Below are 20,225 nucleotides of genomic sequence, written 5' to 3' on the forward strand. Positions count from 1 at the left end.
GACGGAGCGGCGGAGACGGAGTGACGGAGTGACGGAGTGAGCGCACCGATGTCCGACCCTCGGGGACGCCCCGCCGTCCGCTTTTCCCGCGACCTCGTCATGGGCGCGCGGTTCGCCGTCACCGGCGGCCGCCACGGCTGGATACGTACCGCCCTGACCGCGCTCGGTGTCGGCCTGGGCGTCGCCGTACTGCTGCTCGCGGCCGCCGTCCCGATCGCGCTGACCGCTTCCAAGAGCCGCAGCGACGCACGCACCACGGTGTCTGTCGGCCCGGAGGGCTCCGGGCCGACAGACCGCAGCCTGCTGATCGCCCCGGTGGACAGCGGGTACCGCGATATGGCGGTGCACGGCCTGGTGGTGCGGGCGGAGGGGCCGCACGCCCCCGTCCCGCCGGGGCTGTCCCGGTTGCCCGCCCCCGGCGAGCTGGCCGTCTCGCCCGCCCTCGCCGATCTGTTGGCCTCCCCCGACGGCGCGCTCCTCAAGGAACGCTTCCCGCAGCTGCGGATCACCGCCCGGATCGGTGACGCGGGGCTGATCAACCCCGACGAACTCCTCTACTACCAGGGCAGCGACGCCCTACGGCAGCCCGGCGGCGACATCGACCGGATCACCGAGTTCGGCGCCCCCAGCTTCCCGGTGAAGCCCGAACCCGTAGTGGTGCTGGCGATCATCGTGGGCTGTGTCGCGCTGCTCGTGCCGGTCACCGTCTTCGTCGCAACGGCGGTACGGCTCGGCGGGGAGCGCCGCGACCGGCGGCTGGCCGCACTGCGGCTGATCGGCGCCGACCGGGGCACCACCCGCCGGATCGCCGCCGGCGAGGCGCTGGCCGGCTCGCTGCTCGGCCTGCTCACCGGCGCCGCGATCTTCCTCGCCGGCCGGATCCCACTCTCCTCCTTCACCGTGTTCGGCCTCGGCGCCTTCCCGTCCGACGTCGTACCGGACCCCCTTCTGGCCGCCGTCATCGCGCTGGCCGTCCCGGTCGGCGCGGTCGGTGTCGCGCTGTTCACCATGCGGCGGGTCACCGTCGAACCGCTGGGCGTGACCCGTAAGGCACCCACGCTCCGCCGCCGGCTGTGGTGGCGGCCGCTGCTGCCGGCCGTCGGGGTGGCACTGCTGCTGCCGCAGGCGATCGGCGGGATGCAGAGCGGTGACACCGCCAGCGCCCAAGTGCTCGTGGGCACTTCACTTCTCCTTCTGGGCGTCGCGGTGTTTCTGCCCTGGCTGCTGGACGCCGTGGTGGGGTGGCTGGGCCGCGGCGTCCTCGGCCGACGCGGCGGCCAGGCCTGGCATCTGGCGGTACGGCGGCTGCAGTTGACGAGCGGTACGGCCAGCCGGTCGATCAGCGGGATCACGGTGGCGGTGGCCGGCGCCATCGCCGTACAGGCGCTGCTGACCGGTGCGGAGGACGGGCTCACCGGCACGCCCCGTGGCACCACCCCGTGGGCCATGGCCGAAGCGTGGGCGGTCACGGCACCCGCCGACCACGCCCAGCGGTTGCACGCCCGCCTCGACACGGCCGAGGGCGTCCGCACCTCACACGTCATGATCTCCGGCTACGCGGACTCGGCCGCGCACCAGCGGGCACTGGAACGGGGCACAGCAAGCGCGGACGACGCCCCCGAGTCCTACCCGGTGACCGTCGCCGACTGCGGCACCCTGCGCCACCTGGCCCGCATCACCTCCTGCTCCGACGGCGACGTCTTCCTCTCCGAGGACCCCAGCGACATCCTCCCGCTACCGCACCGCGGTGAGCGGCTGGTCCTCGACCCGACCGGCAGCGAGGAGGCGGGCCGGGCGCCCGCCACATGGACGGTGCCGGCCACCGCCCGCCACACCGACCCGGGCCGCGACATCCCGCCGGGCCTCGAACCGGTCGGCCTGCTCGCCACCCCCAAAGCGCTGGACCCCGGCCGATTCCACCAGTCCGCCGTCAGGGCCATGCTGCGGCTCGACCCGGACCGCCCCGACACCCTCGAAAACGTCCGCAACATCGCCGCCCAGGCCGATCTGCGGGCCGAACTGACGGCCTTCGACGAGACCGACACCTCCGACGCCCTCACCACCACCCGCGGCGCCCTGACCGCCGGCGCCGTCGCCGTCCTGCTGCTGATCGGCGCCGGCCTGCTGATCACCACCCTGGAACAACTCCGCGAACGCGCCCGCCTGTTGTCCGCCCTGGACGCCCTGGGCACCCCCCGCGCCGTCCTCGGCCTCTCCGTCCTCTGGCAGACGGCCATCCCGGTGATCCTCGGCCTGGCCCTCGCCGTCGCCTGCGGCCTGGGCCTCGGCACCCTCCTCCTGCACATGGTCGACAGCCTGCTCCAGCCGGACTGGCCCGCCATCCTGACCCTCACGGGCACGGCGGCCGGGGTCATCCTGGGCGTGACGGCGCTGAGCCTGCCGCTGCTGTGGCGGCTGATGCGGCCGGAGGGGCTTCGTACGGAGTGATGCACGGATGGGTGAACTCGGCCGTACACGGAGCAGGCGGGCGTTCCATGCGGTGACGATGCGCTGACGTCGACATCAGGAGGCCCCGCATGCCCGCCCGCAAGCCGACTCTGCTCGACCAGGTCGACTGGCTCATGGAGCGGGTGCCCGGCGCCCGGTTCGAGGTGATCGGGGGAGAGATCTGCGTGACTCCGCTCCCGGACGGGCCTCATCAAGCAGTACTGACCGATCTGCTGCTTCGCTTCATGGCCGCGGGCCTGCACAACGATACGTCGGAAGTCCTCCAGAAGATCGCCGTCTGGCTGCCCGGAGGCCCATCCGACTTCGCCATCCCCGATCTCTCCCTCGTCGAGCCCTTCGACGACCGCATGATCGAGTTCAACTGCTACGACCCGGCGATCTTCCGCCTGGTCCTGGAGGTGACCGCGAACAATTACGGCAACGAGCTGCGGTCAAAGGTGGCCGCCTACGCACTCGCCAAGATCCCGGTGTACGTGATCGTCAACCGCTGGGACGACCGCATCCACGTCCTCACCGATCCATCCGGCGACACATATCGTGACCACCGTGTGCACGCCTCCGGCGAGCGGATCTCCCTGCCCGAGTCCATCGGCGCAGAGGTGACCCTCGACGTCGAGGCGATCCTCGACGCGGCCCGCCCCTGACCCTCACCCCTCCACCACCCGCACCGGCAACAACCTCATAGCCTCCCGCAACGCCCCCGCGAACTCCTCGAACTCCCGCTGGCGCGCCGTCCCGCTGCGCATCGCCAGAGCGATCCGCCGCGACGGGGCCGGATCCGCGAAGTACCCGGTCGTCAGCAGGTCGTTGCGCGCCGTCTCCACCCGCAGCGCCGTACGCGGCAGCAGCGTCACGCCCAGACCGCCGGCCACCAGCTGCACCAGCGTCGACAGCCCGGCCGCGCTCGTCGTCACCGGGGCCCCCTCCTCGCGTCCCGCCTCGCGGCAGATGTCCAGCGCCTGATCGCGCAGGCAGTGACCCTGGTCGAGGAGCAGCAGATCCAGCTCCTTGAGCGCCTGGCGCGGGATGTCGCCACGTCCGCCCAGCCAGTGCTCCTTGGGCGCGACCAGCACGAAGTCCTCGTCGAAGAGCGGGAGTTCGGTGACCTGGGGGACGCCGAGGGGGACGGCCAGGAGCAGCAGGTCGAGGCGGCCGTGGGCCAGGCCGTCCAGCAGCGACGCCGTCTGCTCCTCGTGCACCTGGAGGTCCAGATCCGGATACGACCGGTGCACCAGCCGCAGCACGGCCGGCAGCAGATACGGCGCGACGGTCGGGATGACGCCGAGCCGCAGCACACCCGTGAACGGGGCGCGGGCCGCCTCCGCCTCCTCCATCAGGTCCCCGACCGCGTCCAGGACCACCCGCGCGCGGGCGGCCACCCGCTCCCCCGCCGGAGAGAGCAGTACCTTGCGCGTCGTACGCTCCAGGAGCTGCACCCCGAGCGTTTCCTCCAGCGCGGAGACGGCGCCGGACAGCGCGGGCTGGCTCATGCCGATCTCAGCCGCCGCCTCGCGGAAATGCAGATACTCGGCCACTGCGGCGAATGCCCGCAGCTGGGCCAGGCTGGGCTGGCGGGCCCGGCCGCCGGGGCTTGCAGGGGAAGCCACTGATAACCACCTCCGATCAACATCAACCAGTCTAGCTATTTCCCTGATCAATGCCTGCTGTGGCACTGTGTGACCCGTCCAAGCCCCACGGAAGACCCCCGAATCCCCAAAAAGGTAATTCGTGCTGGGTTTTCCTCCCTCTGCAAGGAGAGCGCGTGCTCACTGTCGGTGATAAGTTCCCCGAGTTCGATCTGACCGCCTGCGTCTCGCTTGAGTCCGGCAAGGAATTCGAGCAGATCAACCACAAGACCTACGAGGGCAAGTGGAAGATCGTCTTCGCGTGGCCCAAGGACTTCACCTTCGTGTGCCCGACCGAGATCGCCGCCTTCGGCAAGCTGAACGAGGAGTTCGCCGACCGCGACGCGCAGATCCTCGGTTTCTCCGGTGACTCCGAGTTCGTGCACCACGCCTGGCGCAAGGACCACCCGGACCTGACCGACCTGCCCTTCCCGATGCTCGCCGACTCCCGGCACGAGCTCATGCGCGACCTGGGCATCGAGGGCGAGGACGGCTTCGCGCAGCGCGCCGTCTTCATCGTCGACCAGAACAACGAGATCCAGTTCACCATGGTGACCGCCGGCTCCGTCGGCCGTAACCCCAAGGAGGTCCTGCGGGTTCTGGACGCCCTGCAGACCGACGAGCTGTGCCCCTGCAACTGGTCCAAGGGCGACGAGACCCTCGACCCGGTCTCGCTCCTCTCGGGCGAGTGAGCTGATCCGACATGGCTCTCAATGAACTGAAGTCCGCCGTCCCGGACTACGCCAAGGACCTGAAGCTGAACCTCGGTTCGGTCATCGGCAACAGCGAGCTGCCGCAGCAGCAGCTGTGGGGCACCGTCCTGGCCTGCGCGATCGCCTCGCGTTCGCCGAAGGTGCTGCGCGAGCTGGAGCCGGAGGCCAAGGCCAACCTCTCCGCCGAGGCGTACACCGCCGCCAAGTCCGCCGCCGCCATCATGGCGATGAACAACGTGTTCTACCGGACCCGGCACCTGCTGTCGGACCCGGAGTACGGCACCCTGCGCGCCGGTCTGCGGATGAACGTCATCGGCAACCCGGGTGTGGACAAGGTCGACTTCGAGCTGTGGTCGCTGGCCGTCTCGGCCATCAACGGCTGCGGTATGTGCCTGGACTCGCACGAGCAGGTGCTCCGCAAGGCCGGTGTGGACCGCGAGACGATCCAGGAGGCCATCAAGATCGCGGCCGTCCTGCAGGCCGTCGGCGCCACTCTCGACGCCGAGGCCGCGCTCGCCGAGTAGTCGAACAGCCGCGTCATCGAGCAGCCGGGCCATCGGCAGCTCAGCAGCACACGCAGAACCCCGCAGACGCTTCGTCTGCGGGGTTCTGTGCGTTCTGTGCGTTCTGCGCGTTCTGCGCGTTCTGCGCGTGAGGGAGTCAGGGAGGCGGCGCGGGCAGCACGGGCCCTACTCCCCTATTCCTCAGGTCGTTCGGTCCGCTTCCGGGGCCGCGTCGGCGCCACCCCGATCGCCGTGGCGCCGCGCGGCTCCGGTGCCATCCGCAGCGCCTGCTCCCTGGAGTACGAGCGCAGATAGCCGACGACGGTGTTGGTGACGGCCACCAGCGGGACCGCGACGACCGCACCGCCGATGCCCGCGATCAGCCCGCCCGCGGCGACCGACAGGATCACTGCGAGCGGGTGGACGCGGACCGCGCGGCCCAGGATGAACGGCTGCAGGATGTGGCCCTCGATCTGCTGCACGGCCAGCACGATCGCCAGCACCATCAGGGCCGTGAAGACGCCCTGGGTGACCAGCGAGACCACACACGCCAGTGCGCCCGAGACCACCGCGCCCACCAGCGGGATGAAGGCGAACAGGAAGATGAAGACGGCCAGCGGGACGGCCAGCGGCACGTCGAGGAACCAGAGCCCGATGCCGATGAAGATGGCGTCGATCAGGGCGACGATGACCGTGCCGCGCACATAGGCGGTCAGCGTCCGCCAGGCCCGCGGCCCGGCGCCCGCCACACCCTCGCGGGCCGCGCCCGGCACCAGCTTGAGCACCCAGGTCCAGATGCGGCGGCCGTCGTAGAGCAGGAACAGCGTGGTGAACATCGCCAGCAGGATGCCGGTGAGCACCTCAAGGATGACGGTGACGCCCTCCAGGCCGGCCGAGGTGATCGCCTCGGTGTTGGCGCCGATCGCGTCCTGCAGGTTCTTGGCGATGTGGTTGATCTGACTCTCGGTCACATGGAACGGGCTCTTCAGCAGCCAGCCCTTGAGCTCGGTGATGCCCTCCTGGATACGGCTGGAGACCGAGTCGATGTTGTCCTGGACCTGCCACACCACAAACCAGCCGACCAGGCCCATGATGACGAACCCGCCGATGAAGGTCAGCGCGGTCGCCAGCCCGCGCGCCAGCCCGCGATTGCGCAGCCATGCCACGGTGGGCTGCAGCAGCGCGGTGATCAGCATCGCCGCGATGAAGGCGAGCACCACCAGCTCGATGGTGGTGATGACCCGCGCCAGCACCCACAGCGTCCCGGCCAGCACCAGCAGCCGCCAGCCGACCTCGGCGGCGACCCGTACGCCCCACGGCACCGCGTCGACGGGGTCCGGGCGGGCCGCGACGGCCGGCGCGTACGCCGGCGGCGCGGGCACCGAATCCGGCGGGCGGGGGACCTCGTCCTCCGTACCCGCGCGCGGCACGCCGTCCACGGCGTCCGGAACCTGCTTCCGGGTGAGGGTGGCTGCTCCGGCCGGACCATCGGCCGACGCCGCGCCGGACGCCGTCCGGGAGCCGTACGGCGCGCCCGAGGTCCCGGCACGCCTCAGCTCTTCCGGGTCTCCGGCCTCCCCCAACGCGGCTTCCGCACGGCGGCGCTGATCCTCCAGCCGCTGCGAGAGCCGCGTCAGACCGGCGCCAACGCCACCGACCCACTGCGGCAATCTGGACATTTCTCTTCCTCTTCCCCTCCCGCACACCGCAACTGACGACACGACGTTACCTGTGCCGGATATGCGAAACCCCCGACCCTGGCGCGGTCGGGGGTTTCGGAAAATCCGCGGTGCTGGCCGCTGGACCTAGTACCAGTTGTTGGCCTGCCAGAACGACCAAGCGCCACACGGGCTGCCGTAGCGCTCGTTCATGTAGTTCAGGCCCCACTTGATCTGCGTGGCCGGGTTGGTCTGCCAGTCGGAGCCGGCCGAGGCCATCTTGGAGCCGGGCAGCGCCTGGACGAGTCCGTACGCGCCGGAGGACGCGTTGGTGGCCCGGTAATTCCAGCTCGACTCGTGGTCCACTATGTTGCTGAAGCACTGGAACTGGTCGCCCGCCACCATCTGGCGGGCCATGGCCTGCGTCTCGGCGATGGTGTAGGAGCCCTTGACCTCGAAGTCGTCGGCGTCGCGCTCGGCGGAGCGGGACGCGGCCAGCGCCTTCTCCTCGCGCGCCTCGGCGTCCTTCTTCGCCTTCGCCTCGTCCGCCGCGTCCTTCTTGTCCTGCGCGGTCTGTGCGGCGGCCTTGCGTGCCGACTCCTGCGCGGACTTGAGGGCCGCGGCGTCGGCGGCGGTCGACTGCTCGTCCGCCTGCTGCGTCAGGGACGCCGTCTGCACCTGGGCCTGCTGGCCCGCGGGGATGTCAGCGATCGTCGCGCCGGCGGCTGCGGCCTCGGTGCTGTCGCCCGATACCTGGCTGCCCGATGCGACGCCGACAACGGCGCCGACGGTGGTGACCGCGGTGGCGGAGGCCACGGCGAATCCCCGGACCGAAATCCGGCTCACACGTTTTCCTTCCAGCATCGCCCGCATAGGTGACCTCGCGGACGCAATCGTGCCCCTGGCGCTGGTCTCCCCTTGTTCCGGGCCCTGTTGAGCGGTAGGGACCGGCTGGTCACGGGAGGCACTGGCCCGGTACGTCCCCCTCGGGGGTCCGCGTGGTGCTCGGGCGGCATACGGCGACTCGCTATGAAGTTCGGGTGTTCCAACGCCCCCGGATGTTGTCCGGGAGCACCCCTAAGGGTGTTGGTGCCGTATGCGGGGCCTGACAGGACCCAGACTCTGCCCGAACGAGAGGCCGGGAATCAATTCTCCGTTGCGTGTGAAAGCTCACACCTTGTTTGCGCCTCGGGATTTTCGGATATCCCCGCGCACACCAGCGCCGCCCAGCTAAGCTCCTTCGCTTTCCGGGCGGCGCGGGGTTCACAACGGGTCAGATCCTGCCGTCCTCCAGCATTTCGGTCACCAGCGCCGCGATCGGCGACCGCTCCGAGCGGTTGAGCGTGACATGCGCGAACAGCGGATGCCCCTTGAGCTTCTCGACGACCGCGACCACGCCGTCGTACCGCCCGACCCGGAGGTTGTCGCGCTGCGCGACGTCATGCGTCAGCACCACCCGGGAGTTGGCGCCAATACGGGACAGAACCGTCAAAAGGACGTTCCGTTCCAGCGACTGGGCCTCATCGACGATGACGAACGCGTCATGCAGCGACCGGCCGCGGATATGCGTGAGCGGCAGCACCTCCAGCATGCCGCGCTCCACCACCTCTTCGATGACGTCCTTGGTGGTCACCGCGGACAGGGTGTCGAAGACGGCCTGCGCCCAGGGGCTCATCTTCTCCGACTCGCTGCCCGGCAGATAGCCCAGCTCCTGCCCGCCGACGGCGTACAGCGGCCGGAAGACCATCACCTTGCGGTGCTGCTGACGCTCCAGCACCGCCTCCAGGCCCGCACACAGCGCCAGCGCCGACTTGCCCGTGCCGGCCCGGCCGCCCATCGAGACGATCCCGACGTCGGGGTCCAGCAGCAGATCCAGCGCGATCCGCTGCTCCGCGCTGCGGCCGTGGATCCCGAACGCCTCCCGGTCGCCTCGCACCAGCCGGACCGCGCCCTCGGCGGTGACCCGGCCCAGCGCCTTGCCGCGCTCCGACTGGAGCACCAGTCCGGTATGTACCGGAAGTTCGGCGGCGTCCGGTACGTGCACGGTCTCGGCGGCGAACAGATCGTCCACCTCTTCCGGGGTGACGGTCAGCTCCGCCATCCCCGTCCAGCCGGAGTCGGTGATCGCCAGCTCGGCCCGGTACTCCTCGGCCAGCAAGCCGACCGAGGACGCCTTGATGCGCAGCGGCAGGTCCTTGGAGACGACCGTGACGTCATACCCCTCGGCCTGCAGATTGCGCGCCACCGCGAGAATCCGCGAGTCGTTGTCACCGAGCCGGAAGCCGGCCGGCAGGATCCCCGGGTCGGAGTGGTTCAGTTCGACCCTGAGTGTCCCGCCGAGCCCCCCGATGGGGATGGGCGCGTCCAGCCTCCCGTTCTGCACGCGGTACTCGTCCAGCAGGCGCAGCGCCTGCCGGGCGAAGTAGCCGAGCTCCGGATGATGCCGCTTGGCCTCCAGCTCCGTGACCACGACGACCGGCAGCACGACTTCGTGCTCGTCGAAACGGGCCATGGCGCCTGGATCCGCCAGCAGGACGCTGGTGTCAAGGACATAGGTGCGCCGGCCGTTCTCACGGCGCTTGTTGCTGTTCACCACGGGTGGACGAACCCCCTCTGATGAGGTCGGGGTGCGACGGCGTCGCGGGGCGGTGTTCTCCCGGGGACCGTGACATCCGCGGCTTCCGCCGCCGGTCCCGGGACCCCCGGCCATAGAGAGACCGGACCGGGTTCTGGCCACGATGCGCGGGCCGAACGCCGGCCCTCCGCGTCCTCCGTGCGGTACGCACGGTCGTCCGTGATGTGCAAAGGGCCTCCCGGGCGGACGGCCCGATGCCGTCCGCTGAGATACGGCGCCCGATGTCTGATTCCGGACGCCGACCTGGAAGGGATATTCCCTCGAACCCCCGCACCCATGCCACGGCATATGACGCACGCCCGGTGAACCTTGGGTTACACGTGATCGCCACGGGCCGAACCGGCCAAAGGTGATGGTGCGTCAGGCCAAATAGCGCGGCCCCGTGGCCCCCGCCGCGTCAGCCGCCGTACCGCCGATGCCGCGCCGCGTAGTCACGGAGCGCTCGCAGACCGCCCTCACCCGGGGGACGACCCCCGGACCCCCGGCCCGGACACCCGCCCCGCCGCGTCAGCCGCCGTACCGCCGATGCCGCGCCGCATAGTCACGGAGCGCTCGCAGGAAGTCGACCTTGCGGAAGGCCGGCCAGAAGACCTCGCAGAAGTAGTACTCCGAGTGGGCGCTCTGCCAGAGCATGAAGCCCGAGAGCCGCTGCTCGCCGCTCGTACGGATCACCAGGTCGGGGTCGGGCTGGCCGCGCGTGTAGAGGTGCTCGGAGATGTGCTCGACGTCGACGATCTCGGCGAGCTCCTCGAAGGAGGTGCCGCGCTCGGCGTGCTCCAGCAGCAGCGAGCGCACCGCGTCCGCGATCTCCTGCCGGCCGCCGTAGCCGACGGCGACGTTCACCAGGATGCCGGTGTTGTCGACGGTGTCCTGCTCGGCTTCCTTCAGGACCTGCTGCGTGTGGGTGGGCAGCAGGTCGCGGTTGCCGACGTGGTGCACCCGCCAGCGGCCGTCGGCCGCCAGACCGCGCACGGTGTTCTCGATGATGCCCAGCAGCGGGGTCAGCTCGCCCTCGGGCCGGTCGAGGTTATCCGTCGACAGCAGCCAGAGCGTGACGACCTCGACGTCGGTCTCGCCGCACCAGCCCAGCAGCTCGGTGATCTTGTCCGCACCGGCCTGGTGGCCCTGCTCGGTCGTCCGCCCGTCGGCCCGCGCCCAACGCCGGTTGCCGTCCAGGATCACGCCGATGTGCTTGGGCACCTGGGTGTGATCCAGGCGGCCCTCCACCCGGCGCGCATACAGCCGGTAGGCCAGATTGCGCAGTGCGGGCGGATACGGGATGCGCACCCCGGAAGATCGCAGCATGTGTGGTCCAGCCCCTCCGTGCCTGATGGCGGTCAGCCCCGTCGCCTCAAGTCGGCAACTTTACTTCTCGGGTGTATCAACAGCCCAATCAGGAGTGTCACAGGTACGTGATAGGGAGATGAGCATGACTGGTACATCTGACTACCGCGCCGCGGATTCGCGCTATGACTCCATGGAGTACCGGCGCACCGGCCGCAGCGGTCTGAAACTCCCCGCCATCTCCCTGGGCCTGTGGCACAACTTCGGGGACGACCGCACCCTGGCCTCCCAGCGGGCCATTCTCCGCCGGGCCTTCGACCTGGGCGTCACCCACTTCGACCTGGCGAACAACTACGGTCCGCCGCCCGGGTCCGCCGAGCTGAACTTCGGAAAGATCTTCGCGCAGGACTTCCGCCCCTACCGCGACGAGATCATTCTCTCGACGAAGGCCGGATATCTGATGCACCCCGGCCCCTACGGCGAATGGGGTTCACGGAAATATCTGCTCTCGTCACTGAATGCGTCGCTGAAGCGGATGGGCGTCGATTACGTCGATATTTTCTACTCACACCGATTCGACCCGGACACCCCTCTCGAAGAGACGATGGGCGCGCTGGCGTCCGCCGTCCAGCAGGGCAAGGCGCTGTACGCCGGCGTCTCGTCCTACAACTCCGAGCAGACCCGCGAGGCGGCCCGCATCCTGCGCGGGATGGGCGTCCCGGCGCTGATCCACCAGCCCTCGTACTCGATGATCAACCGCTGGACCGAGGACGACGGGCTGCTGGACACCCTCGAAACGGAGGGCATGGGCTGCATCTCCTTCGCGCCGCTGGCGCAGGGGCTGCTGACCGACAGGTACCTGAAGGGCATTCCCGAGGGCTCGCGCGCCTCGCAGGGCAAGTCGCTGGACCCGAACCTGCTGTCGGACGAGGTGGTGCGCCGGCTCCGCGGCCTCAACGAGATCGCCGCCCGGCGCGGGCAGTCGCTGGCGCAGCTGGCCCTGGGCTGGGTCCTCCGCGACGAGCGGATGACCTCCGCCCTGATCGGCGCCAGCAGCGTCGCCCAGCTGGAGGCCAATATCGCGGCCCTCGACGCCCCCAAGATCACGGACACCGAGCTGACCGAGATCGACGAGTTCGCGAAGTCGACGGAGGGCGTGAACATCTGGGCCCGGCGGGGCTAGGGGTATCTCCGGGGGGACACCCCCTGGCTCCCCGGCCGCAGACGTCTCACCTGGCGGTACAAAAAACGGGCCGGTCCGTGGGGGGGATACGGACCGGCCCGAGGGGGGGTTTCCACCATAACCCCGTCGGAGGTGTGCTGCGTGCATCAGTCGGGAACACGGCGTGGCTCGGCCTCCGCTCCGGGAGCGTGCGGGCGGTCTTGTGGATCACGTCGGCCCAGGGCGGGTCAGGCCGCGGCGCCCAGGAGGAGCCCGCAGAACGCCCCAATGATCATGAATGGTCCGAGCGGCATGGCGGTGTTCCGGTCTTCTCGCCGTACCCGCCGGACGAGCAGCAGCCCGGCTCCGTACAGGGCGCCGATCAGCACCCCCGCCGCGCCGCCCGCGACGACCGTGCGCCAGCCGTACCACCCAAGGGCGACCCCGAGACCGACCGCCAGCTTGACGTCCCCCAGACCGATCCCCGCCGGGTTGACGACGAACAGCAGCAGGTAGAAGGCGCCGAGGACCAGGCCGCCCAGCAGCGCCCGGCGCCACGCTCCGGACTCCCCCGTAAGCCATCCGACGAGACCCAGTGCGCCCGCCGCCACGGCCGCGAGGGGCAGCGTCAGCTCGTCCGGGAGGCGCTTCACCCGCCAGTCGACGGCCACCAGCAGCACCGCGACCGGCGCCATCACCAGCCAGGCGGCGAGCTCCGGCCGCGCCCCGGTCGCCGCCGCCAGGGTCGCGCAGACCAGCGCGGTGGCCGTCGCCGCCGGCAGCGCGCGCGGGCCGTAGGCCCCGCAGTCCGGGCAGCGCCCGCGTCCCAGCCAGCCCCGCGCCACCCCAGTGATCGTGTGCCCTCCGGGACAGACGCTGCGCCACTCCTCCTCGGGCTCGACGGCCATCCGGTGGGCGGGCCGCGGTATGAGCAGCCCGGCCGCGGCCCCGTAGGCGGCGGCGAGAACGATCAGCATCAGTGACACGTGTCGACCCTAGAGCGAGGAAGCTGATAGAACGCTGCGCATGGCGCGTTGGGAGAACGGCCCGGGAATCCTGCACGGCGCGGATGTCGAGATTCCGGTGGAGATCGCGGCGTCATACCGGGCGCGCACCCGCGGCCTGCTGGGCCGCGACGGTATTGAGGGGGCGCTGCTGCTGACCCCGGCGAGCGGCGTACACACCTTCCGGATGCGGTTTGCCATCGATGTGGCCTATTTGAGCCGGAACTTCACCGTGCTCGCCGTACGCACCATGCGCCCGGGACGGATGGGACTCCCCCTCCTGCGCGCGCGGCACGTCGTGGAGGCGGAGGCGGGGGCGATGGCGCGCTGGGGCCTGCATCCGGGCTTGCGGGTCGCGGTGACTCCGGACGCCAACACGCCCTGAACGCACGCCTGTTGGCGGCAACGGGTGTTTCCCGCCGACGCGTTGGCGCGGCTCACTCCTCGCGGTGCACGTCGGTCGGTCTACGAGCGGCCCGGCTGCGCCGCCGGACGTCCGGGTGACTCATAGGCGAACGTCCAACGATCACGATCGGTGGGTTCATACCTCTTCCAGCAGACCGTGCACGTCCACCTCCAGCGCTCAGGCCCCCGCCCCGTGCCGGAGGTGTCCTTCCACAACACACGCGGATTGCATGAGGGGTTGGGGCATACGGGTGGCAGCGACATGGCGACAGCCTGGTGCGCCCGCCATCTCCGGGCGCCGCGACTCAGCGCTCGCCATCCCATCGAGTGATGAGGAGAAAGTGAGGAAATGCCGGGGGTGCCGCCCTCAGAACGCGGCGAGGGCGGCGTCCGCGACCGCTTCCAGCGCCGCCCGGTCCACCCCGGCCCGCGCGGAGACCCGCAGACCGCCGACGGACGTGATGACGAGGTGCGCGAGGGTGCGGGCGTCCTTGCCGACGGCGATATCGCCGTCCCGCTGCCCGGACTCGATCACCGCGCGGAGCGCCTCCAGCCGGATTCCGTAATCCCGTGCCAGCGCCGCCGCAACCGGCTCGTCATGGGCCGACACCTCGACGCAGGTGTTGACGACCAGGCAGCCCCGGCCGTCGGCATACTCCACGAACTCTTCGTCGATCACCCGCTGGAGCAGAGCGCGGACCTTCTGCCGCGCGGGCAGATCGCCCTCCAGCAGCTCGATCAACTCGGCGTTCTTGCACTCCATATAGCGGGCCAGCGCCCGCTCGAAGAGGTCGTGCTTGCTCTTGAAGGTGTTGTAGATACTGCTGCGGCCCAGGCCGGTGGCCTCGCACAGATCCTGGGTGGACGTCGCTTCATAGCCGGCGGCCCAGAACGCTTCCATCGCGGCGTCGACCGCCCGCCCCTCGTCGAACTTCCTGGGCCGAGCCATACCGGAACGCTAACACCTATTGGATCAATCGGTCCATTACGGCCGACCCGCCCGCCCCGGACACACACTCCACACTCACAGGCCTCAACCCCTTACCCCCGGTTACACCCAGCCGCTACGGTCACCCCATCCGCGCCACGATGACCAGGGGGACGCTCATGACACGTACGGCACGCCTGGCGCTCGCCGCCCTCGCCCTGGCCCTCGGCCCGGCCGTCGCCACCCCGGCCGCCGCGCGCGCCGCCGCCCCCCACACTCCGGTGATCTTCGTGCACGGCTACAACGCCGACCCCGGCGTCTGGGGCGGCCTGACCGACGACTTCAAAGCCGACGGCTACACCGACGCCGAGCTGTTCACCTGGTCCTACGACACCCACGCCTCGGTGAACGAGACGCTCTCCGGCCGGTTCGCGGCGTACGTCGACGAGGTGCGGCAGAAGACCGGGGCGCAGCGGGTCGACATCGTGGCCCACTCCTTCGGCAGCCTGCCGACCCGCTGGTACCTCAAGAACGGCGGCGGCACCGCGACCGTCGACCACTGGGTGTCGCTGGGCGGCCCCAACCACGGCACCCGGCTCGCCTGGGCATGCGCCGCCTGGGATCAGGCCTGCCGCGATATGACGCCCGGCTCCTACGTCCAGAACGGCCTGGCCGAGGGCGACGAGACGCCCGGCGAAGTCCGGTACGCGACCTTCTGGTCCGACTGCGATGAGTTCATCGATCCCGGCGACAGCGTCCCGCTCACCGGCGCCACGAACACCCCCGCCGGCTGCCTCAAGCACAACGACCTGCTCGGCGACGACGGCGTCTCTGCGGGGGTACGCAGGTTCCTCGTCTCCGGCCAGGAAAATATCCGCTGAACACACACATCCATCCGGCCGTCTCATGCGTCTCATGAGCAAGCGGCACACGCATGTGGCCGCAATGCAGGGGCGTTTGGAGTATTCATTTGAAAACCGGCATTACAGGTATGCGTCGTGCATCCGCGGTCGTCGTCACCGCGGGAGCCGTTCTGGCGGCCGGAGCGTTCGCCGCTCCGGCACAGGCCGCCACGGTCAAGGCGCCCACGATCGTCGCCAAGGGCGGCTTCGTGATGAACAACGGCACCGGGAAGACCCTCTTCACCAAGGCCGCGGACACCCGTCGTTCCACCGGCTCCACCACCAAGATCATGACGGCCCGGGTGGTGCTCGGCCAGAAGAACCTCAACCTGGATTCCAAGGTCACGGTCCAGAAGGCGTACAGCGACTACATCGTCGACAACGACTGGGCCTCGTCGGCCCGTCTGATCGTCGGCGACAAGGTCACGGTCCGTCAGCTTCTGTACGGGCTGATGCTGCCGTCGGGCTGCGACGCGGCGTACGCGCTGGCGGACAAGTTCGGCAGCGGGTCCACGCGGGACGCGCGGGTGAAGTCGTTCATCGGCCAGATGAACACCACCGCCAAGAGCCTCGGACTGAAGAACACGCACTTCGACTCGTTCGACGGCATAGGGCATGGCGCGAACTACTCGACACCGCGCGATCTGACCAAGCTCGCCAGCAGCGCGATGAAGTACTCCACGTTCCGTACGGTCGTGAAGACGAAGTCGACGAAGCAGAAGGTCACCACGAAGAGCGGTGGCTACCGCTACATGGAGTGGAACAACACCAACAACCTGCTCGGCAGCTACTCCGGCACCATCGGCGTCAAGACCGGCTCCGGCCCGGAGGCCAAGTACTGCCTGGTCTTCGCCGCCACCCGGGGCACCAAGACGGTCATCGGCACGGTCCTCACCTCCTCCTCGGTGGCCGACCGCACGGCCGACGCGAAGAAGCTGATGGACTACGGCTTCAAGCAGTAGCCCGGCCCGGCTCGGGCCAGACGTGGGGCCCGCTCGCGACATCCGGTCGCGGGCGGGCCCTTCGCCTTTCGCGGGATACGGCCGGCCGCTGTCATGACGCGCGCGGGAAGCTGACCTCGACCCGGCGGTTCTTCTTGCGGCCGGCTTCGCTGGAGTTGTCGGCGATCGGGTACTGCTCGCCGTATCCGCGGATCTCGAACGTGACCGATGAGCCCAGGTCCTTGGCCAGCTCCCGCTGGACGGCGTTGGCCCGGTCCTTGGACAGTACGAGCCCGTGCCCGGCCGAGCCGAGATTGTCGGTGAAGCCGAAGACCCGCAGGCTGCTCGCGTTCTGCTTCTTGATCTCCGCGGCGATGGTGCCGATACGCGACAGCGCGTCCGGAGAGAGCTTGGCGCTGTCCTTGTCGAAGAGCACCTCGGCCTGGAGCGCGAAGGTCACGTTGTCGTTGGTGTCCTGCCGCCGCTCGGAACCGTCGTCGGTCTCGACGATGGACTTGATGTTGAGCACCTTGGACGGGGCGAGCTTGGCGCCCTGCACCATCTTGAGGTCGGGGTCGTGCGCGTCGATACGGACCGGCGGAGTGGAGTCCTCGGTGAGACCGGGCGGGTCGGCCCGGGCCGTGGGGGCCGTCAGCGCCGCGGTCAGCAGCAGCGCGACGGCGACGGTGACGGCCGTACGGGACGCGCGGGTGGCGCGGGCCGCCCGGGGGGCATGGGTGATCTGGGTCGCGGTCATCAGCCGGCTCAATCCGTGATCTGCACGCTGGCCGGCGGCATGGTCGGCAGCTGGAAGTCGACCTCGGTCACCTTGGTCGGGGGCGCCGGGAACTGCGCGAAGATCGGGCTGCTGGCACCCGGCCGCAGTCCGCTCAGGCCGGTGGTGCACAGGCATTCGCCGTTGGTGTCGCGCAGCACCAAGTACCGCTTCTTACCGGCCTTGTCGACGAGTGTGGCCCCGGAGATGGAGGAACGGGACTGCATCTCCGTCTCATTGGAGCGCCAGTCGATGGCGTTGAAGACGCGGGTGCCACGGTTGGTCACGGTGCCGTTGACGGTGACGAAGCCGCCGGTATCACGGACGACGGAGTGCAGCGTGACGACGATCCCGTCCGGTCCCTTCATCTCGCCGATCACCTGCTCCGAGTCGGCTGCCGGGGTGCCGGGACCGCTCTCCTTCGGGACGGAGCTCCGGGTGGCCGTCGGCTTCTTGTCGTCCGTCGTCCGCGACCCGCCGTCGCCGCCACCACAGCCGGCCACGACGAGAGCCAGGCCGACAGCGCTCGCCATGGCGACCGCTCCCCTGGCGGCCTTCGTGGTGCGCCGAATGTTCATGGATGCGATTCCTTTGATCGTCGACTGCTCGGGTGGGGGGAGTGGGACGTGGGGCCGGTCAATGGGCGAGACGTACGGCGAACAGGTCGGATGCGTCGGGAAGATCGTGGACGTCGTCGGGGTCGAGCGTCCAGCGCTTGCCGTCGCAGGTGATCGCGACGGGCGCCGGCTTGTCGTCCTTGCCCTTGCCCCCCTTGCCGTCCTGCCCGGCCTTGCCCTCGCCCGCCGGGGCGGGATCGATGGTGCAGCGGGGCGCGACGACGGCCTTGGCCTCGGCCGATGCATGCTTGTTCTCGGTGCCCGGGATCACCGAGTCGCCGACGGTGTTACTGGTCTTGATCGTGACGGCGAACGATGTGGGCCAGGAGTCCGGGGTGCATGTCGTGACGGAGGCGTTGTTGCGCCCGGCGAACCAGTCCGCGTTGTCGCACGCCGCTTCGGAGGGCATGCCACGCCCGTTCAACAGGTCTTCCCAGCCCGTTCCGGCACCGCCCTCGCTTCCGTCACGTCCGTCGATTCCGTCGCCGATCGCGTCCAGGAAGCCCTTGCTCAGCAGATCGCGGTACTTCTGGCCGGCGGCGAGCGCGGCCGCGTCGGCCGCCGTCTGCGCGCCGTTGCGGGTCGCCGCCGCCTGCCCGACGGCGAAGAATGCGAACGCAAGAAAGAGCAGGCCCCCGACCGCCACGATGTAGAGCGGAAAGGCCTGCCCGGCGTCGCGCCGTCGGCGGCGCGGATTCGTGGCCGTCACAGCCGTGGCGGCAGCTAGATACCGACGACTTCGGAAATCTTGTCCGAGATGGCGTGCGCGATCTGGCTGCCGAAGTCCGTCGTCGACAGAACCAGGACGATCGCCACGACCACCGCGATGATGCCGAGGTATTCGATCGAGGTCTGTCCCCGGTCGTTCCCCAAAATCCGCCGCTTCGCCATCATCTTCCCCTTCATGGGCGGCCGTCCCGCTCTGGTCCGGCTGGTCTGCCCCCGTGACGTCCGCGCGCACATCTGCGCTCGTGACACGAGAAAAGTACGCCGGAACAGGGTTCCCGGAACAGGGATTCCGAACCCAATCCTCTTTCGGGAAAACGAATTGGAGGACCAACGGTACGTTTCGGCCACTCAACCGCACCCCGACCACCCCCCGTTCCCCCTCCGGGACCACCCGACACTCCGACACCTTGCGGACCGGCCGGTCCACTCGCACCGAGGCACGAGGGGAGCCGCCGGCCAACCACTGTGGCACAACTCGTTGCTCTTGCGAAGGCGTTGGCGAGAAGCGGGGGGCACAGCGTCCTCATCCGGCCGGGTACGGCGGCGCGGCGGCGCGGGCGTATGACAGGCCCGAGCAGTCGTTGCCGCCGGCCGGGTCGGGGGCGTGGACGACCCAGACTCCGAATGCCTCGAAGAGCAGTGGCAGCAAGCCCAGGACCAGGCATGCAAGGGCGATTCCGGAGGCCCGCGAGGCGTCCGGCGACCAGCCGCGGCGGACCGCGCCGCGGCGCAGTGCGACATACAGCAGGGGCGCCGCGAGACCGCAGGCCAGACCGGCCCATGCGGCGATGTGCATCCGCAAGGACGGGCCGAAATAGTGGCAGTCGTGGAAGGTGTCGGAGGCGAACGCGGTGCCGAGGAGGAGGCTGAGTCCGAAACCGAGGAGGACCAGGGCGGGAACGCCGAAGCCGGTCCAGCGGCTCCAGGAGAGCGAGGGCATGACTGCGGGATCGGGTGGTGCCATCGGTCAATCACCCATGAAGGAGCCGAAGTTGGTGCCCGAGCCCAGGAAGAACCCGGCGATCAGCAGGATCATCGTGGCCGGAACCATGAAGGTGGTGATCACCATCGTGGCCTTGGGGACCGCGCGGGCGGCGCGCCGGCGGGCGTTCTGGGCGTCGGTGCGGCGCATGTCGTTGGCGATCTGGATGAGGGTCTCGACGATCGGTGCGCCCAGCTCCTCGCCCTGCTGGAGGGCCGTTACGAACTGGGCGACCTGTTCGGAGTCGTTGCGTTTGCGCAGTTCCTCGAAGGCGACGCGGCGGCTGACGCCCATGTCCATCTGACGGAGGGTGATCCGGAGTTCGTCGGCCCACGGGCCCTCGTACTTCTCCGCCACCCGGTCCAGCGCCTGCCGGAAGCCAAGGCCCGCGCTGACGACGACGGCCAGCACGTCCAGGAAGTCCGGGAGGGTGCGTTCGATGGTGTCCTTGCGCTGGCGGATCGCTGCCCAGATGCCGACCTCGGTCCAGAAGAGGCCGAACAGCACCATGAGAACGCCGAGTACCGGCTGATCGCGCAGGAACATCACCAGTGCGCCGAAGAAGCCGAGGGCTCCGTAGACGGCGCGGCGGGCGGCGTAGCGGTCGACGGTCAGGCCGCCGGGGTTGCCGGCCAGGTCGATACGCCGGCGTACCCGGGCTACGCGCTTGTCGCCCATCAGCCGTAGTACGAGCGGCGCGTAGCGCATACCGGTGCGGTCCACCGCCGAGCCGACGGCCGTCGTACGCGTCGAGCCGACCTCCAGGGACAGCGCGAGGTCGGGCGGGAGTCTGGCCTCGCGGCGGTAGAGCGCGACACCGCAGAAGACGCCGACGACCGAGAGGGCGAAGGCGAGGCCCAGGAGGACCCCAATTCCCATTCCCATACCTGTAC

General features: G+C 69.7%; 21 protein-coding genes. 8 read left to right on the forward strand and 13 right to left on the reverse strand.

The annotated features are described in order from the left end of the window. The first annotated feature begins 48 nt into the window (after window positions 1-48). Both AB0I10_RS11480 and AB0I10_RS11485 read left to right on the forward strand, forming a co-directional pair. Window positions 49-2,448 carry an FtsX-like permease family protein gene (locus tag AB0I10_RS11480; RefSeq protein ID WP_363152165.1) on the forward strand — a complete coding sequence of 800 codons (2,400 nt, stop codon included), beginning with the start codon at window positions 49-51 and terminating at the stop codon, window positions 2,446-2,448. 89 nt (window positions 2,449-2,537) lie between these two features. Then, window positions 2,538-3,113: a Uma2 family endonuclease gene (locus AB0I10_RS11485; protein WP_363152166.1), complete on the forward strand. Its 576-nt coding sequence runs from the start codon at window positions 2,538-2,540 to the stop codon at window positions 3,111-3,113. A gap of 3 nt (window positions 3,114-3,116) precedes the next feature. Here AB0I10_RS11485 and AB0I10_RS11490 read toward each other — a convergent pair whose 3' ends face one another. Further along, entirely contained in the window at window positions 3,117-4,076 is a 960-nt protein-coding gene (locus AB0I10_RS11490; RefSeq protein WP_363152167.1) for a hydrogen peroxide-inducible genes activator, read from the reverse strand. 155 nt (window positions 4,077-4,231) lie between these two features. Between AB0I10_RS11490 and AB0I10_RS11495 the strand changes: the two genes are divergently transcribed. Continuing rightward, the gene (locus AB0I10_RS11495; RefSeq protein WP_363152168.1) at window positions 4,232-4,786 is read left to right on the forward strand and encodes a peroxiredoxin; all 555 of its coding nucleotides are present in this window, start codon (window positions 4,232-4,234) and stop codon (window positions 4,784-4,786) included. 11 nt (window positions 4,787-4,797) lie between these two features. Further along, the gene (locus tag AB0I10_RS11500; RefSeq protein WP_363152169.1) at window positions 4,798-5,331 is read left to right on the forward strand and encodes an alkyl hydroperoxide reductase; all 534 of its coding nucleotides are present in this window, start codon (window positions 4,798-4,800) and stop codon (window positions 5,329-5,331) included. A gap of 173 nt (window positions 5,332-5,504) precedes the next feature. Here AB0I10_RS11500 and AB0I10_RS11505 read toward each other — a convergent pair whose 3' ends face one another. The 4 genes from AB0I10_RS11505 to AB0I10_RS11520 all read right to left on the reverse strand — a co-directional run bounded on the left by AB0I10_RS11505 (window position 5,505) and on the right by AB0I10_RS11520 (window position 10,908). Beyond that, window positions 5,505-6,989 (reverse strand): AI-2E family transporter, encoded by a 1,485-nt coding sequence (locus tag AB0I10_RS11505; protein ID WP_363152170.1) that lies wholly within the window; start codon window positions 6,987-6,989, stop codon window positions 5,505-5,507. A gap of 126 nt (window positions 6,990-7,115) precedes the next feature. Next, window positions 7,116-7,814 carry a transglycosylase SLT domain-containing protein gene (locus AB0I10_RS11510; RefSeq protein WP_363152171.1) on the reverse strand — a complete coding sequence of 233 codons (699 nt, stop codon included), beginning with the start codon at window positions 7,812-7,814 and terminating at the stop codon, window positions 7,116-7,118. Between the two features lie 427 nt (window positions 7,815-8,241). Further along, window positions 8,242-9,564, reverse strand: a complete 1,323-nt coding sequence (locus tag AB0I10_RS11515) for a PhoH family protein (protein ID WP_363152172.1) — start codon at window positions 9,562-9,564, stop codon at window positions 8,242-8,244. Between the two features lie 546 nt (window positions 9,565-10,110). Further along, a complete protein-coding gene (locus AB0I10_RS11520; RefSeq protein WP_363152173.1) occupies window positions 10,111-10,908 on the reverse strand; it encodes an isoprenyl transferase in 798 nt (265 codons plus the stop codon). Between the two features lie 124 nt (window positions 10,909-11,032). Here AB0I10_RS11520 and mgrA point away from each other — a divergent pair, with 124 nt between their 5' ends. Further along, entirely contained in the window at window positions 11,033-12,070 is a 1,038-nt protein-coding gene (mgrA, locus tag AB0I10_RS11525; RefSeq protein WP_363152174.1) for an L-glyceraldehyde 3-phosphate reductase, read from the forward strand. Window positions 12,071-12,297: 227 nt separating this feature from the next. On the opposite strand, the gene AB0I10_RS11530 is transcribed toward mgrA, so the two are convergent. After that, window positions 12,298-13,035 (reverse strand): A24 family peptidase, encoded by a 738-nt coding sequence (locus tag AB0I10_RS11530; protein WP_363152175.1) that lies wholly within the window; start codon window positions 13,033-13,035, stop codon window positions 12,298-12,300. Window positions 13,036-13,075: 40 nt separating this feature from the next. Between AB0I10_RS11530 and AB0I10_RS11535 the strand changes: the two genes are divergently transcribed. Beyond that, complete coding sequence (locus tag AB0I10_RS11535; protein ID WP_363152176.1) at window positions 13,076-13,438, forward strand: DUF192 domain-containing protein; 363 nt, start codon at window positions 13,076-13,078, stop codon at window positions 13,436-13,438. A 387-nt stretch (window positions 13,439-13,825) separates the two neighbouring features. Here the strand turns inward: AB0I10_RS11535 and AB0I10_RS11540 are convergent, their stop codons facing one another. Continuing rightward, complete coding sequence (locus AB0I10_RS11540; RefSeq protein WP_363152177.1) at window positions 13,826-14,407, reverse strand: TetR/AcrR family transcriptional regulator; 582 nt, start codon at window positions 14,405-14,407, stop codon at window positions 13,826-13,828. A 158-nt stretch (window positions 14,408-14,565) separates the two neighbouring features. On the opposite strand from AB0I10_RS11540, the gene AB0I10_RS11545 reads away from it, so the two are divergent. Further along, the gene (locus AB0I10_RS11545; RefSeq protein WP_363152178.1) at window positions 14,566-15,267 is read left to right on the forward strand and encodes a triacylglycerol lipase; all 702 of its coding nucleotides are present in this window, start codon (window positions 14,566-14,568) and stop codon (window positions 15,265-15,267) included. A 110-nt stretch (window positions 15,268-15,377) separates the two neighbouring features. Then, entirely contained in the window at window positions 15,378-16,250 is an 873-nt protein-coding gene (locus tag AB0I10_RS11550; protein ID WP_363152179.1) for a D-alanyl-D-alanine carboxypeptidase, read from the forward strand. Window positions 16,251-16,341: 91 nt separating this feature from the next. Here AB0I10_RS11550 and AB0I10_RS11555 read toward each other — a convergent pair whose 3' ends face one another. The 6 genes from AB0I10_RS11555 to AB0I10_RS11580 form a co-directional block, all read right to left on the reverse strand. Then, window positions 16,342-16,986: an OmpA family protein gene (locus AB0I10_RS11555; protein WP_363152180.1), complete on the reverse strand. Its 645-nt coding sequence runs from the start codon at window positions 16,984-16,986 to the stop codon at window positions 16,342-16,344. 8 nt (window positions 16,987-16,994) lie between these two features. Next, window positions 16,995-17,582: a hypothetical protein gene (locus tag AB0I10_RS11560; RefSeq protein ID WP_363152181.1), complete on the reverse strand. Its 588-nt coding sequence runs from the start codon at window positions 17,580-17,582 to the stop codon at window positions 16,995-16,997. A gap of 58 nt (window positions 17,583-17,640) precedes the next feature. After that, on the reverse strand, window positions 17,641-18,330 hold the full coding sequence (locus AB0I10_RS11565; RefSeq protein WP_363152182.1) for a pilus assembly protein TadG-related protein: 690 nt from the start codon (window positions 18,328-18,330) through the stop codon (window positions 17,641-17,643). Between the two features lie 14 nt (window positions 18,331-18,344). Then, window positions 18,345-18,527: a hypothetical protein gene (locus tag AB0I10_RS11570; RefSeq protein WP_169314265.1), complete on the reverse strand. Its 183-nt coding sequence runs from the start codon at window positions 18,525-18,527 to the stop codon at window positions 18,345-18,347. A 346-nt stretch (window positions 18,528-18,873) separates the two neighbouring features. After that, window positions 18,874-19,290 carry a hypothetical protein gene (locus tag AB0I10_RS11575; RefSeq protein WP_363152183.1) on the reverse strand — a complete coding sequence of 139 codons (417 nt, stop codon included), beginning with the start codon at window positions 19,288-19,290 and terminating at the stop codon, window positions 18,874-18,876. A gap of 27 nt (window positions 19,291-19,317) precedes the next feature. Next, window positions 19,318-20,211, reverse strand: coding sequence for a DUF5936 domain-containing protein (locus AB0I10_RS11580; protein ID WP_363152184.1), 894 nt, complete (start codon window positions 20,209-20,211; stop codon window positions 19,318-19,320). Between the last annotated feature and the right edge of the window lie 14 nt (window positions 20,212-20,225).

It is taken from the genome of Streptomyces sp. NPDC050636, assembly GCF_040654775.1.
Lineage (GTDB): Bacteria > Actinomycetota > Actinomycetes > Streptomycetales > Streptomycetaceae > Streptomyces.

What these genes read in the sequence shown, in the direction of transcription:
- AB0I10_RS11480 (WP_363152165.1), top strand. Translation starts at nt 49, where the DNA reads ATGTCCGACCCTCGGGGACGCCCCGCCGTCCGCTTTTCCCGCGACCTC.
- AB0I10_RS11485 (WP_363152166.1), top strand. Translation starts at nt 2,538, where the DNA reads ATGCCCGCCCGCAAGCCGACTCTGCTCGACCAGGTCGACTGGCTCATG.
- AB0I10_RS11500 (WP_363152169.1), top strand. Translation starts at nt 4,798, where the DNA reads ATGGCTCTCAATGAACTGAAGTCCGCCGTCCCGGACTACGCCAAGGAC.
- AB0I10_RS11505 (WP_363152170.1), bottom strand. Translation starts at nt 6,989, where the DNA reads ATGTCCAGATTGCCGCAGTGGGTCGGTGGCGTTGGCGCCGGTCTGACG.
- AB0I10_RS11520 (WP_363152173.1), bottom strand. Translation starts at nt 10,908, where the DNA reads ATGCTGCGATCTTCCGGGGTGCGCATCCCGTATCCGCCCGCACTGCGC.
- mgrA (WP_363152174.1), top strand. Translation starts at nt 11,033, where the DNA reads ATGACTGGTACATCTGACTACCGCGCCGCGGATTCGCGCTATGACTCC.
- AB0I10_RS11535 (WP_363152176.1), top strand. Translation starts at nt 13,076, where the DNA reads ATGGCGCGTTGGGAGAACGGCCCGGGAATCCTGCACGGCGCGGATGTC.
- AB0I10_RS11540 (WP_363152177.1), bottom strand. Translation starts at nt 14,407, where the DNA reads ATGGCTCGGCCCAGGAAGTTCGACGAGGGGCGGGCGGTCGACGCCGCG.
- AB0I10_RS11545 (WP_363152178.1), top strand. Translation starts at nt 14,566, where the DNA reads ATGACACGTACGGCACGCCTGGCGCTCGCCGCCCTCGCCCTGGCCCTC.
- AB0I10_RS11550 (WP_363152179.1), top strand. Translation starts at nt 15,378, where the DNA reads ATGCGTCGTGCATCCGCGGTCGTCGTCACCGCGGGAGCCGTTCTGGCG.
- AB0I10_RS11555 (WP_363152180.1), bottom strand. Translation starts at nt 16,986, where the DNA reads ATGACCGCGACCCAGATCACCCATGCCCCCCGGGCGGCCCGCGCCACC.
- AB0I10_RS11560 (WP_363152181.1), bottom strand. Translation starts at nt 17,582, where the DNA reads ATGAACATTCGGCGCACCACGAAGGCCGCCAGGGGAGCGGTCGCCATG.
- AB0I10_RS11570 (WP_169314265.1), bottom strand. Translation starts at nt 18,527, where the DNA reads ATGAAGGGGAAGATGATGGCGAAGCGGCGGATTTTGGGGAACGACCGG.
- AB0I10_RS11575 (WP_363152183.1), bottom strand. Translation starts at nt 19,290, where the DNA reads ATGCCCTCGCTCTCCTGGAGCCGCTGGACCGGCTTCGGCGTTCCCGCC.
- AB0I10_RS11580 (WP_363152184.1), bottom strand. Translation starts at nt 20,211, where the DNA reads ATGGGAATTGGGGTCCTCCTGGGCCTCGCCTTCGCCCTCTCGGTCGTC.